The organism is Phycisphaerae bacterium, assembly GCA_012729815.1.
GTDB lineage: Bacteria > Planctomycetota > Phycisphaerae > JAAYCJ01 > JAAYCJ01 > JAAYCJ01.
In genome coordinates this window covers 1-17,352 of sequence record JAAYCJ010000226.1, presented here as the reverse complement: position 1 = coordinate 17,352, position 17,352 = coordinate 1, and the positions used below count along the sequence as shown (strand labels likewise).

Genomic DNA, 17,352 nt, shown 5'->3' with positions numbered 1-17,352 from the left:
GTGCTTTGTCGAGCTTAAGGGTAGCGACTTGAAGAAGGCGGCGAGCCAGCTTCGGTCTACAATTGAGAGCTTGCGCGAGACCATGAGTCCTTACGTAGTGCATGCGCGAGTAGTATTGCGACGTGTTCAGCGACCGGACTTGCGGTGTTCACAACTCCTTGCGCTAGAGCGATGGCTCGCGCGCCAAGGAGGTACAATGCAGCGGTGTACTATTTCACTTGAGGAATGCATAGAGCGGATGAATCCACGAGGCGGAGGTTAGCCGCGTTCTTTTGCCCTGCGGCAGGTTTCAGGGGCGATCAATGGCTCTTTTCACGCTATATAGGGTCAATTCCAGAACAGAACCTCAACATAGGGCAACGACAGCGTGTTTCCTTGCAAGCGGCGCAGCACTCCTGCTGGTCGCGGCATGGTTTGGCATGGCGTCAATCGACTACGCGCCGCAGACGCGGTTCTTCCCGTTCCGGACCAGCGGGTGGTTCATAATCGGCTTGGTTTTCACGTTGCCGGTGGCCGTCGGTTACGCGGGATTGTTCCTGCTGGTCTCGCGGTGGGTTGGTCTGCGTATATCGTGGGTCGCGATGCTCGCGGTGTCCGCCGTCCTGATCGCGCTGGCGGTGCGTTCCGCACTGCCGGATCGCCGGTTAAAGCCGATACTCGGCGATGCCGCCGTCGAGGCCGCCTCGCTGGAGGTTCTCCGCATCCACGACACCTTCAACGACGGATCGGTCTACGCCGGCGTCATCTCCAGCCGGACCGACCTGATGGCTCTGATCCGCCAACACCGGCGATTGAAGACCCGCGTGGAGGAGCTGCCGTTGGTCCACCTCAAAGCCGCCTTCCCAAATATCGATCTGCCGGAAGCCGCCGAAGTGTACTACGACAATGACGGGGAATTCCTGTCGGCTTCGGACGGACGCCGCGTCTACTTCTGGCATTCGTACGGACCCAACAGATCGTATGATGAAGAACACCCCCCCGCGGATGCCACATCGAGAATGGCACCTTAGTAGCGAAAGGGTGCATCGAGGCGACGCACCCCTCATCAGGTTATCATCTTCAAAAGGGGAGAAGACTCCGCCGGGGGCGGCGGAACCCCATTTCCACCCACCAAATAAATCCCCTTGAAGCCTCCCAAACCCGCGTATAGGATGCGGCGCGTTCCGGTCCGCTGGGGACCGGGCGATCAGCGGCTTGAGGCGGACTGCCCGATCGCACCGCCTCAGCGACGGCATTCGAACAAACGGAGCATCCGATGGCCAGCGAAGCGACGAACCAGCAGTCCGAAACCTACCGGGCCGATCAGCCGGTGACCAATGCGGTGATCCATGCCACCCGCGAATTCCGCCGGCGGCTGCTGGCCGACCCGCACCGCCCGGGCTTCCACTTCACGTTTCCCGAGGACGACGGCCGGCCCGGCGACCCGAACGGAGCCTTCTACGCCAACGGCCGCTACCACCTGATGTACCTCTACAGCCACGCCGACCTCGGCTACGTCTGGGGCCACGCGTCGAGCAAGGACCTGCTGCACTGGCGGCATCACCCCTACGCGATCGCGCCCGGCGAGGGCGACGAAGGCTGCTTCAGCGGCGGCGGCTTCGTCGACCGCGACGGCCGAGCCGTCCTCTCCTACTGGGGCCTCTGGGCCCAGCGCGGCATCTGCCTGGCCTTCAGCGACGACGAGCACTACGACCGCTGGACCAAGAGCCCAGCCAACCCCGTCATCCAATCCACCGAAATGGGCCTGACCGAAACCACCGACCGCAACGGCCGGCCGCTGGTCTACGGATCAGCCGACCCGTCGCAAATCTGGATCAAGGACGGCCGCTACTACATGCTGACCGGCAACCTCCTGGTCCTAAACAAGTACGGCCGCGCCGACGACTCGCCGCCCGAACACCAGGGCGACCGCCTGTACCTCTTCGTCTCCGACGATCTCGAGAAATGGGAATACCTCCACCCCTTCTACGAATCCCGCCGCGACTGGACCGACCGCAGCGAAGACGACATGTGCCCTGTCTTCCTGCCGCTGCCCGCCGGCCCCGACGGCGGTGAGCCAAGCGGCAAGCACCTGCTGCTCTTCATCTCGCACAACAAGGGCTGCCAGTACTACATCGGCCGCTACGACACCGCCAACGACAAGTTCCTCCCCGAGACTCACGGCCGCATGACCTGGGTCGACAATGCCTACTTCGCCCCGGAAGCCCTCGTCGACGACCGCGGACGACAGATCATGTGGGCGTGGATCTTCGACGACCGGCCCGAACCCCTCTGGCGGGCCAGCGGCTGGAACGGCATGTACGGCCTGCCGCGAACCCTCTGGCTCGGCCACGACGGAACCCTCCGCATGGCCCCGGTCGCCGAACTCAAAACACTCCGGCAAAAGGCCAAGACCCGCCGCAACGTCACCATCCCAGCCGACCGGGAAATCGAACTCAAGGGCCTCGGCAAGGAGCTCATGGAACTGGAAATCACGCTCACGCCGGGCCAAGCCGCCCAGTGCGGCGTCAAGGTCTGCTGCTCGGACGACGGCCGCGAGGAAACCGCCCTCTACTACGACGCCGCCGAAGGCAAGCTCCTCTGCGACACCACCCGCTCCGGACTCGACTTCGGACGCAAAACCGTCGAAGGCGGGCCCTTCACCCTCAGCCCCGGCGAAACGCTGACCCTGCGGGTCTTCGTCGACCGCTCGATCGTCGAAGTCTACGCCAACGACCGCCAAGCCGTCGCCCGCGCCGTCTATCCGACCCTCAACGGCCGAGGCGTCAAACTCTTCGCCCGCGGCGGCCAGGCCCACGCCGCCTCGGTCAAAGTATGGGAACTGATGCCGTCAAACCCGTATTGACGGCGATTGGCGGTGGACGCTGAACGACACGCGATAGCCGGACGATCCAAGGCAAACCAATACCACCGCACACAAACGGAGAAACAACATGGCCGCCATGACATCTCACGAACGATTCACCCGCATGTTCGAACATCGCCAAGCCGACCGCATCCCCATCATCGACTCGCCCTGGAGTTCCACCATCGAGCGCTGGCACCGCGAAGGCATGCCGGCCGATGTGGACTACGTCGACTTCTTCGGCCTCGACGCCACCGCCTATATCGGCGCCGACAACTCGCCCCGCTACGAGGCCAAAACCCTCGAAGAGACCGACGAGTACGTCATCTACACCACCGCCTGGGGCGCCACGCTCAAAAGCTGGAAACACGCCGCCTCCACCCCCGAGTTCATCGACTTCACCATCGTCGACCGCCAGAGCTGGCGGCAGGCCAAGGACCGCATGCGCCCCTCCAAAGACCGCATCGACTGGCAGCACCTGCGCGAAAACTACCCGAAATGGCGCAAAGCCGGACGTTGGATCAGCGCGGGCCTCTGGTTCGGCTTCGACGTGACCCACTCCTGGATCGTCGGCACCGAGCGCCTGCTGTTCGCCATGATGGAAGACCCCGACTGGTGCCGCGACATCTTCTCGCACGAGCTCGAAACGCACCTGGCCCTGCTCGACATGATCTGGGACGCCGGATACGAATTCGACTCCGTCTCCTGGCCCGACGACATGGGATACAAGGGCACCCAGTTCTTCTCGCTGGCCGCCTACCGCGAAATGGTCAAGCCCTACCACCAGCGGGCCATCGAATGGGCCCACGCCAAAGGCGTCAAGACCCACCTCCACTCCTGCGGCAACATCAACCCGTTCGTGCCGGAGCTGATCGGGATCGGCCTGGACGCCCTCAATCCGCTCGAGGTCAAAGCGGGAATGGACCCGGTCCACCTCAAGAAGACCTACGGCCAAGACCTGGTCCTGCACGGCGGCATCAACGCCGTACTCTGGGACCATCCCGACCAGATCAAAGCCGAGATGGAACGCGTCCTGCCGGTCATGAAGGAAAACGGCGGCTACGTCTTCTCATCCGACCACTCCGTGCCCTCAAGCGTCAGCCTCGAAGACTTCCGACACATCGTCGCACTCGCCAAAAAACTCGGATCATACTGAGGTCCAGAGAACGAGACTCCGGCTGCCTCCGGGCTAATCGCCCTGACCCGCCACGCTGCTCTTGGCGCACTTGAGACAGACCGGGTTCTCCTGGTAGCGGCCTTCGCGATGGAGCCGGCGCAAAGCCTTCATCGCCGGGCCGGTCCAGATCTCCGCGAGCGACTGCTCAGCGACGTTGCCGACGGGAATCTGCTGGCCCCATATGGTGCAGCACGGCAGCGCCTGGCCGTCCACGCGGAACGTCAGTTGATGCCACGGATGGTGACACCGAAAATCGCGATTGACGATCCGGCTGGCCGGAGTCAGATCGACCTTCATCTCGTCAAACTCGATCAGTTCCTGGACGCACACGTAGTCAGCCAATCCCGTCCATCGGGCCAGAAACCCATCCAACTCGTGCTCGTTTAGACGCGTCTTGACGAAGCTGACCCGCGTGATCGGCAACACCTGCCCGCGCTCAGCCTTGCGCCGGATAAAACGCTCCAGGTTGCCCACCGCCGCCCCAAAGTCGCCGCCGGACCGGATCGCCGCGTACGTCTCAGAGCTGTCCGCGTCCAGCGACACCTTCAGCCGCGTCAATGGCGTATCCAACAGCCGTTCGGTCCATTCCGCATCCAGCAGTTGCGCATTGGTGCTGCACAGAATGTCCAGAATGCCGTGCGACCCCGCGTACTCGATGAACTCGGGAAGGTCGTCTCGCAATAGCGGCTCGTTGTAGTAGCTCAAGTCAATCGCCCGCAGCCCCAGCGGCACACCCTCGTCGATCACCTTGCGAAACAACTCAAACGGAAACCGCCCCGAAACCCGATCGAAACCCGCCGGCCGGGCCTGCCGGGGCATCCCGTGCGGGCACATCGAACATCGCAGATTGCACCCGGTGCTGAACTCGAAATCACAGTGCAGCGGAACCGGCGTCTCCAGCTCAAACCGCCCGGCACAATCCCACTGCCGGCGATACTCTCGAAACGCCTCCCCCTTGACCGCCGCCATGACCTCGTGGAAATCCTGTTTGGCCAGAAGGGAAACGAATTTGTCCCGCTCCGAGTACCTGTACTTATCTTTTATTGTCACCCTTGGAGAATTCCTGCCGTCAACAGTAAAGCAAAACCGCCGTACGTCCGAATAACATGATATGTATACGATCGGCCACTTCAGGATCAAACAAGAGGGAAATCGATGAATCGCAGCAGCGTCGAGGCCCTGCGGAACGAACTGGGCAGGATCATCACCGATATTCGCGAGGCGTGCTCTGGAACCGGTCCGATCGTCATCTACGGCTGCGGCTACGTCGTGCCCAAGCTCATCCGATTCGTCAAGTCCTGCGGCGGCGGCGACCGAATCAAAGCCATCCTCGATGACAGCCCAGCCAAGTGGGACGTCGTCATCGACGGGATCGCCTCCCGTCCGCCCAAGCCCGAGGACCTGACCTCAGCCGAGGCCGTCATCTTCGCGTTCCCGCCCGGCGACGACGTGTTCGCCAAACTCGGAATCGAACGAGACGCCGTGGCCGTCGTCGAAGGCTACATGCTCGACTACGCCCTGGCCGTCTGCGAGCACAAACTGACCCGCGTCAACTGGGTCACCACCAGCGCCTGCAATTCCCGCTGCGTCTTCTGCGCCTACTGGAACTCGGACGTCGTCCACCTCGACGCCGATCTGATCGTCGAGACGGTCAACGCCCTCCCCGAAACCACCCACACCCTCTCCGGCGGCGAGTTCTTCTGCCATCCGCAGTGGCGAAGCATCCTGAGCCGTATCCGCAACAAGGACAACATGCTGCTCTTCACCAACGGCCTGTTGCCCGACCGCGCCTTCCAGGCCTGCGACGAGTACGGAATCACCCGCTTCGCCGCCTCGCTCGACGGAGGTCCGGAAACCTACCGCCGCGTCCGAGGCGTCGACGGCTTCGACAAGGTCATGACGACCCTGCGCGGCCTCAAACAGCGGCCGGGGACGATCGTGAACGTCACCTTCGTCATCACGCCGGACAAGACGGCCCAGGACTTCAAGACCGTCGAACAGATCTGCGGCGAACTGGGCCTCTACTTCGCCGTGGCCCGCTACCACCAGACCGACCCGCGCCTGCCCGAAGCCGCGTGGAACGACGAGGAACTGCATCGCTTCGATGAGTTGATCCGCAACAGCCCCGTCATCTCCGAACTGGACCGGCACGTACATGGAATCTACGCCGACGGATTCCGCCGACGATTGAAGCTCACGTGCACAGCCGGGTTCACCACCCCATACGTCGACCAATACGCGGACCTCTACTGGTGCGGCCAGAAAAAACTCCCGGCCTTCCGGATCGGCAACCTGGCCGACGCACCCATCACCGATCTGGTCCGGTCCGAGCGGTTCTACGAGATTGCCCGCAAGCTCCACCACTGCAACGACTGCTGGTGTGCGACAAACCGTCGCTTTGATCTCTATCTCCACCAGGCGAGGAACCGACAGGACCGCTGTCCAGCGGCGGCAGTTGACTGAGGTACCCTGATATCTCCCGCAGCCTCGCCCCCAGAACCATCGGCAGATCCCACCGCGCCAGGTGTTCCTGCATCTGGGCCAGGATCCTCGCCCGATCCTCGGGATGCTCAAAGAACCAGGCAAGACGTTCGTGAAATTGCTCACGCGTCGTGTAGTAGACCTCGCGTATCGACTCGCCGAGGAACGCGCTAAGCCAATGGCCGGTCTGCGTCAGAATCCCAGCCGCCCGGATGATGTCGTCGTCCACCCGATCGAACGCCCGAAACACGGTCCCGCGAAGGTGGCTCAACGCCAGCCGCTGCACCTCGTCCAACTCGCTCGACGCAAGAACATCGTCAAATCGCCGTCCGCTCTGCCGGCCAAACCACTCCAGCATGTCCCCCATCACAACCGCCGAATCGTCGTTCGGATGCCTCGGAAAAAGGAAAAACCCCCCCGCGGCGACCCCTTCGAAAAGACGCGGGTGGCCGTTGCCGGTGATTACCGCCTGCAACGCAACCGCACTGTTGCGGTAAAGTTCCGCCAGAGGCGGTCCGTTCTCGATCACACCGCACGCGTAACGGCCAAGCGTCGGATGCCGCTCCCATCCCCGGCCGTACAGCTTCAGCGGGTAGCCGCTCTCAGCCGCCCACTCGAGAATCTGATGCCGGTATATCCCGTTCCCGAACTTGGTAAACACAAAGTCGCCGATCGTCGGCCGCAGTTGCGGGACCATGTCCAGGTCGATGCCGCGAGACCGCAGGGCGTCGACCAGCCGCTGTTCCCACTGCAGCTTGATCAAAACAAACTCGCCCTCGGCGAACCGACGTCTCATGTCCTCGACCAGTTCGGCGATCGCGCCGCGGACTACGGGGTGATCCTCTTCTCCCAACGTCTTGCCGAACATCGCGTCGAATTCCGCGAAGAGCTGATCCGTCGTCTGGCTGGCGTGCGAAACGAAAACGATCTGCCGCGCCGGATCGCTGCCCGCCGCGCCCGCAAGCCGACGGCGATTCGCCACCATCGGGAAATAGAACGCCTGCTTCTCGGGATAGTCATAGTTCAACGTCAGGTCGCAGATCGGGCTGATCGTGAAAATCAGGTCCGTCAGGCCGAGCCGCCGACCGGCCCCGTGGCAGTAGAGGTCCGGCATGCGGTCCTGAATCCACGTGATATACGGAAGCGACGCCGGAAAAACCCCCTTGGGCCACTCACGCCGCACGTGGTCGATCTGGAACACCAGGTCCGGCTTGAAGTCCCACACCTTCTCGGCAAGAGTGCTTCCCGTGCTTCGGTCCGTCCGGTCCTCTTCGATGTCGATGAACGTCTCCCATCCCAACTGCTCAAATGCGTCGGCCGCGTCGCGCGTCGAATACTGCAGCACGGTTGAAAAGATCGTGGTAATCAGATACACCCGCGGCCGACGCGGCGGGTGGGCGCCGAAGAGCTGGGCGTACCGTTGCGGCGGAATGCGGCTGTAGTACTGCCCGATCTGCTGCACCAGCTTCTCGTAGCGGTCCTTGCGCTCCTGCCCCAACCCTTCGACTACAGCCGTGACATCCCCCTGTGTCGGCGTCGACGACCGGACCATATGCACCGGAAGGAGTTTGCTCGATCGCTGCCGCAGAAACTCCGCAAACTGGTCCAGGCAGTTGGGCCCCGCGAAGAAGTAAACGTTCTCCGCCTCGATCAGACGCCGCCAGTCGCGAAGGAACAGATTGGCCACCAGCACCTCAAGCCGCTGTTCCAGAACGTACAGCGGATTCAGCATGCCCAGCAGAAGCGCGGGCTGATTCTCAAAGACGATGTCCAGATACAAACCGTTCCCCAGACCATTGAAGAGGATCGCCGATCCCAACCGGAGCGACCCTTCCAGCTCCCTAAGCGTTCGCCGAACCATTTCCTCATACGGTCCGTCGTTCAGGATCATCTCCTCACCGTCAAGCTCCAGCGCCACCACCGGCGGATTGTGGCCGGGGTCCACCCTCATCTTAAACCCGCCGGCGGCATCCGCCACCGCCTTGGCAAGCACCGTCCCGTGCCTCCGCCCCAGAACGGCCAGGTTCTTGCGGAAGTTCGCCTGAAATGACTGCGTCACTTATCGTTCTCCACTCACCGTGATGCCCACGGGTGCCGTCCGCCCGCTGGCCACGTCCTATAACCACCTATCGGCCGACCAGAGGCCACCCGGTGAGAAAAGATCGCCTCGAAGCCTGCCAAAACCTGCGTCGGAACATCAAAAACGCCTTTTTTATCGGGCCTCCACGCCTTGCCCTCAAGTGGCCGTTTCACCCCTGTCGATATCTCGGTTATCATGAACCCACACTCAGACTGCTCCGGTTCCGTACCTTTCGCCGAACTCATCGACCAGACCCGTCAAGCCATGGATCAGGCCCAGTCCATCGTCATCTACGGGGTCGGCAACATCTTTCCCAAGGTCTGGAGCTTTGTCCACGAAACCGGAAACGCCGCAAAGGTCTCAGCCATCCTGGACGATCAGCCGGGCAAGGGCAGAATGACCCGAGGTACGCTGCGGGTCCAGCCGCCGACCCGATCGGTCCTCGAAAACGCCGACATCATCGTCTTCACCTTTCCCACCTACGAAGGCTGCCTCAGACGGCTCGGCCTCGACCCGGGCCGGCCCGGAATCGTGCGGGGAGACCTGCTGGACTATGCCCTGACGCTGAGCCGGCGAGAGTTGAACACCATCTCTTGGATCATCACCTCAGCCTGCAATTCCCGCTGCAATATCTGCGGCTACTGGCGCAGTCCTCAGGTCCACCTCGATATCGATCGGGTCGCCGATACCATCAATGCCTACCCGCGAACCAACCACTACATTGCCGGCGGCGAGACCTACTGCCATCCCCAGTGGCAAACCCTCTTTCAGCGAATCCGCGTCAAGGACGACATTCTCGTCCTGACCAACGGCCTCCTCCCCGAACAGATCTGGAAGTCCTGCGACCAGCACGGGATCGTCAAGTTCAGCGTGTCGCTCGACGGCGGACCGCGCGCCTACCAGCGTATCCGCGGCGTGGACGGCTATGACCGCGTGGTGCGGACGCTTCGCGGACTGGTCAAACGCCCCGGAACCACCGTCATCGTCGCCATCGTAATCGGTCCGTTCACCGAATTGGAGGACTTCGAACACGTCGAGGCGCTCTGCCGCGAGTTGGGCCTCTACCTGGCGCCCATCATCTACCGCGAGTGGCAGCAGTTCGAGGGCCTGCCGACGGCGGAGATCATGCTCAAAAAACTCCCCCAATTCTCCGAATTGCTCCATCGCAGTCCGGTCGTCAGCGATCTCGACCGGCGCTTCTGCGACACCTACGTCACCTGGTACCATGGCCGCCTGCGAGCCCCATGCACCAGCGGCTACACCAAAGTATGCATCAATGAGCGAGGCCAGGTCACCTGGTGCACCGACAAGCTCGACCCGCAACACCACCTGGGAAACCTCTACGAGGCGTCGCTGCCGGACATCATGGCCTCCGAGCGGTTCTACAAGATCGCAGCCGAACTACGCGATTGCAACGACTGCTGGAACCGCAGCTTCCGACGCTTTGACGTGAGCTGTCACTGGGACCGGATCGCCGCCCGCCTTGGCAACGATAACCCTCCGCCCCAAACCGGCCCCGCTAGACCTTCGCCGACGCAGCCGGCGACGGCTTGAGCGTCTCCACCCGGCTCGGAACCTCCGCAACGCACTTCTCGCACAGGAAACCCTCCAGCAGCTCCCGCGCCTGCCAGTCCGCATACTGCTGCGGCGGATGCTTCATCGTGAACGCGCTGATCGCCGTCAGCGGACCGCCGATCCCACGGTCCATCGCCAGCTTGCAGCAGCGGATCGCGTCCACCGCCACACCCGCGCTGTTCGGCGAATCCTCCACGCTCAGCCGCAGCTCCAGGTTGAACGGCACATCCCCGAACTGCCGCCCTTCCATCCGGATGAAGCACACCTTATTGTCGTCCTGCCAGTGAATAAAGTCGCTCGGCCCGATGTGGATGTTCTGCGGGTCCAAGGGCTCGGTAAGCTGCGATTGGACCGCTTCGGTCTTCGAAATCCGCTTGCTCTTGAGCCGGTCGCGATTCAGCATGTTCAAAAAGTCCGTGTTGCCAGCCGTGTTAAGCTGGTACGTCCGCTCCAGCTTCACCCCGCGGTCCTCAAACAGCTTGGTCAGCACCCGATGCGTGATCGTCGCCCCGAACTGACTCTTGATATCGTCGCCCACGATCGGTAACCCGCGATCCTTAAAGCGCTTACCCCACTTCAGGTCCGACGCGATGAACACCGGCACGCAGTTCACCATCCCGCAACCAGCCTCCAAAGCCGCTTCGGCATAAAACCGCGTCGCCTCCTCCGATCCCACCGGCAGATAGCTCACCAGAACGTCCGCCCGCGCCTCCTTGAGCACCTTCACCACGTCCACGCCCTTGCCCTCGGCCACCCGGAACGCACGAGTCTCCGGATACTCAGCCATGTGGGCCGGAACCCCGTCCAGAACGTGACCCATCTGCACCGTCACTCCGAGTTTCGGGACGTCACTGCAGAAAACCTTCGTGCAGTTCGGCAGGGCGAAGATCGCCTCCGAAACGTCCTTGCCCACCTTGCGGGAGTCCACGTCGAACGCCGCAACCACCTCGATATCCTCCATCGCATAAGGCCCGATCCGAGGATGCAGCAGCCCCGCGTTCGAAAGGTCGCGACCGTTACGGTAGTAAAACGTGCCCTGAATCAGCGATGACGAACAGTTGCCCACTCCCACAATAGCCAAGCGTATCTTTCCCATGAGCGAAATCTCCCGATGCTAGAATCACTCCAACAAGTTCCACCCTTTGGAACGCCGTCTACGAAAGGCGCGCCTCCAAACCTCCAGATCAATCCAAGACCCTATGCGCCTTCCGAAAACAGACCCAAGAATAGCTTTTCATTAACCAAAGTCAATGAAAAACACACAGCCGCCACTGTCGCTGTACATCCGCCACACGCCGCTGCCACGACCGGCCAATCAGACACTCCCGGCGCGATCATCCCCCTGAAAAACCCGATAAAAACAAAATACCATCAATAACAGAATGACGGCCCAGGAGACCATACAGAACAGCAAACCGCCGAGACTCATCGCGCCACATCCTCCTTATAGCCGGGCCGATCGCGAAACCCAGCCCAGCCAACGCTTTACGTCGGTGTCTCTCCCGCCTGCGAAACCGCCGGAGCGGCCTGACGCCGTCGCCAGGCCAGCTTCACCATCACGATCATTCCCCAGATCATCAGCAAAATCAACAAACGTGAAGCCAGAATGATCGGCCGGTCCGTCGGACTGATCTCGCCCCCCTCCAGTGTCTTCCGCAGCAGCAGAACGTCAAGCCATCGCTCATAGAACCACCAGCCGAGGATCACAATCAGAATACTCGGCGTCACAAACTTGATGATGTACTTGTAAACGCGAGGGATGCGCAGCTGCGCCCCGTGATGAATCTCCTCCCACGCCCGGTTCATCCCGAAAACCCACGCGAACAGCACCACCTCGATCAGGGCGAAGACCACCACGAAGAAGTTGGCCGCCAAAAAGTCCATGTCGTCCAAAACCCCGTGGCTCAGCAGGAACACCGGCAACTGAATCAGGATAAAGGTCCCCGTGGCGAAGATCGCCACCGCCGTGCCCTTCCCAACGTCCAGTTCATCCTCCAGGAACGTAACCGCCGGCTGGGCCACCGACACCGATGAGGTGATGCCGGCCAGGAACAGCAGCGTAAACCACAAAACCGCGAACAACTGCCCGAAGTGCATCTTCGCGAAAATCATCGGCATGGTCACCACCGCCAGATCGAACCCGCTCTGGGCGATCTGCTGCGTCGCCATCGGACCGAAAAAGGCGAACGCAGCCGGAATCACGATGCTGCCGCCCAGAATCACCTCGGCGAACGTATTCGTGGACACCGCGGTCAGCCCCGAAAGGGCCACGTCATCGCCCCGCTTCAAATAGCTCGAATACGTCAGAATCACCCCGAACCCCACCGATAGTGAAAAGAACACCTGTCCCGCCGCCGCCAGCCAGACCTGCGAACGCCCCAGCACGCTGAAATCCGGATTCCACAGAAAACCCATGCCGCCCCCGACGTTCCACGCCGGCTGAGCGGGGTCCGGCGCGCCCAGCGTCAATACCCGCACCACCAACACCACCCCAAGCACCAGCAAGACCGGCATCGCGATCTTGCAGAGCAGCTCGATGCCGCCCCGAATCCCACGAAGGAGAATCCACGTGTTCAGTCCCAGCGTGACCACCAGAAACAGGTACGCCCAGCCGATCCCGCTGAACCACTCGTTCCTCAAAATGCCACGGTAACCGTTCAGAAATGCCGTGATGCTATCCTGCGACTCCGCCGCCGTCATCACGCTCCCCGAGACCGAAAAAAACGCGAAACCCAGCAGCCACGATACGATGTACACGTAATACGTATAAATGAGAATCGGCCCCAGAATCCCAATCACCCCGAAATACTTGATAAAGCGGTTCTTCCGCCACATCGTGTGAAAAATCCCCGGCGCCGTCCCATGCCCGAAACCGCCCCCTAACGCCCGATCGCCCACTCCACCCACATCAGCGGTATCCCCAACAGGATGATGCAGACGAAGTACGGGATCATGAACGCCCCGCCCCCGTTGGCCGCCGCCTCGCCCGGAAACCGCAGAAAATTCCCCAACCCCACCGCGCTGCCAGCCACCGCCATGATGATCCCGAGTTTCGTCCCCCACGACTCCCGTTGGCCTGCTCTGGGTTCCTCCACGTCGCGTCACTCCTTCATCGCCGGATGCTTGCCGCGAACGCCAAAATCCGGCCCACTCGATAACTCGATAGGATAACCTGCCGCACGCCCTCTCAAACCCTGCCCATCATATATTGCCCAAGCCGATCGGGAGTCAAGCGAAAATCGCACCCCTCGGACGTAAGCTCACGTGGCTGCGGCCGCAAAAACGCCGTCCCCAATCCGTACGGGCAACCCGTGTGGTTGCCCCACCGCCCGATACCCATCCCAGCCCCCCTTCTGTCATCCCCGCAGAATCGCGTAGGGTGGATGTTCCCACATCCACCATCTCTTTCTTCCTTACGGTCCAATGAAGGCACCGCTCGATACGGGTCACGAACGCCCCGTCGCCCACCGGCCGGCCGGTCCGTTCGTGGCGAGGCAGAAGCCTGCGGATTGCGTCATCGACAGCCACCGCCAAGAATCCCCGCCACCCAAACCGCATCGCCCCCGCCCGATCAGACACCAAAACCAAACGCGACGCGTTCCTCAAAGTCCCGCGATCGAAGGTCAGGAAAAAGGCCTATTAGTGCCATTATATGGTATCCCCGAAATTCCCTTCGGAACTCTGCGGACTGCCAGGGGCTATTCCTTTTCACCATTTCTGTTTGCTGTCTGTAATCCGCTGCTTCGAGAACTTCGTATGCAACTGAAGATTGATAAGCCGAGAAGTAGTACGACCGAAAGGAGGCCATAGCCGATGGCCCCTACTACGAGGATCGTCCTCAGCCCACCTTCTACAACGCCCGCCATGAAGTATCGAGGAAACAGAAAAAGAAAAAGTCCCTCCAGTGTTCCAAGTGCAATAGTCACGGCAATGAGAAGTCTCCACCTTTCTATTCTGCATAAGTCGAGGAGAGCGGTTGCCAAGAACACTGCTCCCGCCCCAAACACAGGGACCACTAGGTAGAAGGCAACGGAGGGACGGCCTTCCTTGTCATCACCATAGCGGAACAGATCTGGCCAGACCAAGACTATGACGCCAACCAGAACGAAGACTGATACTGCAACACAGGTCCTACGTGTGCGCTCGTTCCTCATTGCGTTCGTATGATTCCTCGGAGAATTACCAGCCTTCCGCCAACCCAAAACGCGGCTTGGATCGTCCTTTTCCCAGCAGCCGAGCACAAAGGAACACAATTACCCATCGCATCCCACACCCACCGCTGAACCCTTGGGGGGTCGTCTGGCCAAGCACGGGCTGCGCCATCGGCAATATTCTGCATGTCTAAGAGACACCTAGTGCAATAGTACCCATAGCACATAGCTAGAATGCCATTGTTTACCGCACTTCCGGTGAAAAACACCTTGATACCCAAAATGACAAGAGGAGCTACTCTGCCATCTGGATCACAAAGATTGGGGGGGCTATTTGCCACAAAGCAGTAGATATTGATACCTCCTTCCTCCTCAATCGGATCCCGATTGATCCACCTTCCCATCCCCGAATTATAGTACCGATACCCAAAGTACGCAAGGCCGGTCTCGGCGTCGGTGTACTTGCTCGAAAACCGCAGCGGAAACGCCTCCGCCGCCTCGCCGGCGCTGGTCAGCAGGTTCCCGTACGGATCGTACTGGTAGCCCGCGACCGACGCCACGGCGTTGGGATCGCCATCGGTGACATCCAGCAGTTCGACCAGATTCCCGTTCCCGTCGAACGCCGGAACGGCGACCGTCCAAGCCGTCGGACCTTGCCAGGTCCGCGCAAACGCCAAGCCGCCGATGCCGCCCGCACCCTCGCGGCTGCCCGAGAGGTCCAGCCCCCAGGCATACGTCCGGGTCGGCGAGTTATCCGGTCCCAGCTCAGCCGCCATCAGCCAGCCGTCCCAGGCAAACCGCGTCGTCGCCGCCAGTGTCCAGGCGCTGCCGCTCCACCCGTAGACCACCTTGGCCGTCCGCCGACCCTGGTAGTCGTAGCTGAACGCCAGCCGCAGCGCCGGCCCGACCGCCGTGTTCGGATCGCTCGCCTCCATCGCCACCAGCCGATTCTCACCGTCGTAGCGGTAGCTCCACCGCCCGTCTTCGATCAAATTCCCATCCTCATCGTAGGTGAACTCCTCGGGCGTAGCAGCCAGGTAGGCATCCTGCCCGCCCGCCGGCTGGCCGTTGACCAGCGTCTCGATGCTATCGAAGAAGGCGTTGGCCGAGTTGTCAGCCAGGAACTGCCGGTAGAAATAGTCGCCGTACGCGTCACCGGTCTGCGGGTTGTTCGGATCGGTCGCCCGGTCGAACGCCACCGCATCGTTCGGATCGGCCCACGCCATCGCGTGGATGGAGCAAGATGACAAGATACTCAGACATGATATCGGCCGAATTACTTCGCGGCTCAACAACTGTCACTGGCATTTCTCATCATCTCTTGTGACCGCTGAAACGACAGCCTGCTTGTGGCGCTGCCGGTAGTTCACAGCCACAGCCACAACAACAAGCAACAGCAGTCCATAGTATAACACCGCAGACAGGGTCTGCGAGATGTGTAGATAAGGCGGGAGCGTTCTTCCAGCAGACGGCCCCACAAGCAGGAGCACTGCCAGGACCACAATTCCTTGCCTGAATTCGCTGAGTTGTCCGCCTTTGAGGACCATCAGAGTCACAATACCCCACGCGGCTGAGAGCCCCATGATCGCCAAGAAGAGCACCTCCACTTTCAGAAAGTGCTTCACGGATACTGGCACCGGTACGAAGACCTCGGTGAAAGGCAGAAAAAAGGCGCATACCGCCGCGATTGTCATCACCTTCAGAAATAACCTCACGGCCATTGGTCGATCTCCGCTTTATTGCCGTCGGAATCCGTTACTTACCACAACGCCAAATCATCTGCAGCTATTCTGCTTCCATGTCCGCGTGCCACAGGCACCCGTGCATCTCATAGTCTTTATACATCGTTCGAAGGGCCACCCTCCGCATCCGCCCGAAATTCCGCCATCTTCGTCAGCAGGAAAGTAGATAGGTTCTGTTCCCCAAGAGACCTTTATCGGGAACGGCTGGTACTGCCGAAGCGATTCAGAGACGTTGCCAAACTCGCCCGCGACCTCCCCCACCCACATGGAGAGAAAGAGGATGAAGTCCCATTTGCTGAGGTGAAAATCACCCACATCGTTCACCTCATGGACCATCGAATAGAAGGTGACTCCCAGACACGCATCGACTCTGTAGCGTCCACGAATGTAATAGCTCACACCGTTGAGGGATGAACGAATCCAAGGGTACCATGAGTCGGATATTTCCTCCAGGATTACCGTCCGTTCGCGTGTTGCCAAGACGCCATCAATACAGGCATGCTCCCTGGACAAGGCCCATTTCTCGCGGGCTTTAAGTAGAAGCTCCGTATAGGCTACATTTTTAACATTCGGCTGACTCATCATATATTCACCCCATTCCCCTCCTGTTCGAGCAAAGAGCGCATTGCCATTCGGAAACCACCAGTGCATGAATAGTTCACGGAAGACACCAAGATCCGTCAGGGCTCCGAGCCAGTCGATCTTCTCCAACGGTGTGTTCTCGACGTACGCATAGAGATTGGTTCCACCTATTTCTCCAATCGGATCCCGATTCATCCACCTCCCCATCCCCGAATCATAGTACCGATACCCAAAGTACGCAAGCCCGGTCTCACCGTCGCTGTACTTGCTCGAAAACCGCAGCGGAAACGCCTCCGCCGCCTCGCCGGCGCTGGTCAGCAGGTTCCCGTACGGATCGTACTGGTAGCTGGCGACCGACGCCACGGCGTTGGGATCGCCATCGCTAACGTCCAGCAGCTCAACCAGGTTCCCGTTCCCGTCGAACGCCGGAACCGTGATGGTCCAAGCGGCTGGCCCCTGCCAGGTCCGCGCGAACGCCAACCCGGCCGGAGTTCCAGGGACACCATACTTAATTCCTCTTTCGGAGTTCCAGGGACATTCGGAGTTCCAGGGACACCAGGAGTTCCAGGGACACCAGGAGTTCCAGGGACATCATACTTAATTCCTCTTCGATTGACGGGGTTTGGGTCCGGGTTTCAGTTTCCTCAGGGTCCGATCAAGCCGTCGCTCGATCCGGGTCACGAACGCCTCATCGCCCAGCCGCCGGCCGGTGCGTGCGT

At 60.9% G+C, this 17,352-nt stretch carries 12 protein-coding genes; 5 read left to right on the top strand and 7 right to left on the bottom strand.

All coding sequences use genetic code 11. The annotated features are described in order from the left end of the window. The first annotated feature begins 419 nt into the window (after positions 1-419). From GXY33_14785 to GXY33_14775, 3 genes are all read left to right on the top strand, one after another. A complete protein-coding gene (locus tag GXY33_14785; protein NLX06402.1) occupies positions 420-1,010 on the top strand; it encodes a hypothetical protein in 591 nt (196 codons plus the stop codon). A 245-nt stretch (positions 1,011-1,255) separates the two neighbouring features. Next, positions 1,256-2,845, top strand: a complete 1,590-nt coding sequence (locus tag GXY33_14780) for a glycoside hydrolase family 32 protein (GenBank protein ID NLX06401.1) — start codon at positions 1,256-1,258, stop codon at positions 2,843-2,845. Between the two features lie 88 nt (positions 2,846-2,933). Then, positions 2,934-4,001 (top strand): hypothetical protein, encoded by a 1,068-nt coding sequence (locus GXY33_14775; GenBank protein NLX06400.1) that lies wholly within the window; start codon positions 2,934-2,936, stop codon positions 3,999-4,001. 33 nt (positions 4,002-4,034) lie between these two features. Here the strand turns inward: GXY33_14775 and GXY33_14770 are convergent, their stop codons facing one another. Beyond that, positions 4,035-5,072, bottom strand: coding sequence for a radical SAM protein (locus tag GXY33_14770; protein NLX06399.1), 1,038 nt, complete (start codon positions 5,070-5,072; stop codon positions 4,035-4,037). 105 nt (positions 5,073-5,177) lie between these two features. On the opposite strand from GXY33_14770, the gene GXY33_14765 reads away from it, so the two are divergent. Beyond that, entirely contained in the window at positions 5,178-6,485 is a 1,308-nt protein-coding gene (locus GXY33_14765) for a radical SAM protein (protein NLX06398.1), read from the top strand. A gap of 2,293 nt (positions 6,486-8,778) precedes the next feature. Further along, on the top strand, positions 8,779-10,137 hold the full coding sequence (locus GXY33_14760) for a radical SAM protein (protein ID NLX06397.1): 1,359 nt from the start codon (positions 8,779-8,781) through the stop codon (positions 10,135-10,137). Here GXY33_14760 and GXY33_14755 read toward each other — a convergent pair. From GXY33_14755 to GXY33_14730, 6 genes are all read right to left on the bottom strand, one after another. Then, entirely contained in the window at positions 10,103-11,254 is a 1,152-nt protein-coding gene (locus GXY33_14755) for an inositol-3-phosphate synthase (protein NLX06396.1), read from the bottom strand. The two genes, GXY33_14760 and GXY33_14755, sit on opposite strands and share 35 nt — an antisense overlap. Positions 11,255-11,643: 389 nt before the next feature. Further along, complete coding sequence (locus tag GXY33_14750) at positions 11,644-12,993, bottom strand: sodium:calcium symporter (GenBank protein ID NLX06395.1); 1,350 nt, start codon at positions 12,991-12,993, stop codon at positions 11,644-11,646. A gap of 44 nt (positions 12,994-13,037) precedes the next feature. Then, positions 13,038-13,253: a hypothetical protein gene (locus GXY33_14745; protein ID NLX06394.1), complete on the bottom strand. Its 216-nt coding sequence runs from the start codon at positions 13,251-13,253 to the stop codon at positions 13,038-13,040. Positions 13,254-14,308: 1,055 nt separating this feature from the next. Then, entirely contained in the window at positions 14,309-15,559 is a 1,251-nt protein-coding gene (locus GXY33_14740; GenBank protein ID NLX06393.1) for an RHS repeat-associated core domain-containing protein, read from the bottom strand. Positions 15,560-15,607: 48 nt separating this feature from the next. Further along, positions 15,608-16,030 carry a hypothetical protein gene (locus tag GXY33_14735; GenBank protein NLX06392.1) on the bottom strand — a complete coding sequence of 141 codons (423 nt, stop codon included), beginning with the start codon at positions 16,028-16,030 and terminating at the stop codon, positions 15,608-15,610. A 54-nt stretch (positions 16,031-16,084) separates the two neighbouring features. After that, positions 16,085-17,113 (bottom strand): RHS repeat-associated core domain-containing protein, encoded by a 1,029-nt coding sequence (locus GXY33_14730; protein NLX06391.1) that lies wholly within the window; start codon positions 17,111-17,113, stop codon positions 16,085-16,087. Positions 17,114-17,352 lie beyond the last annotated feature (239 nt).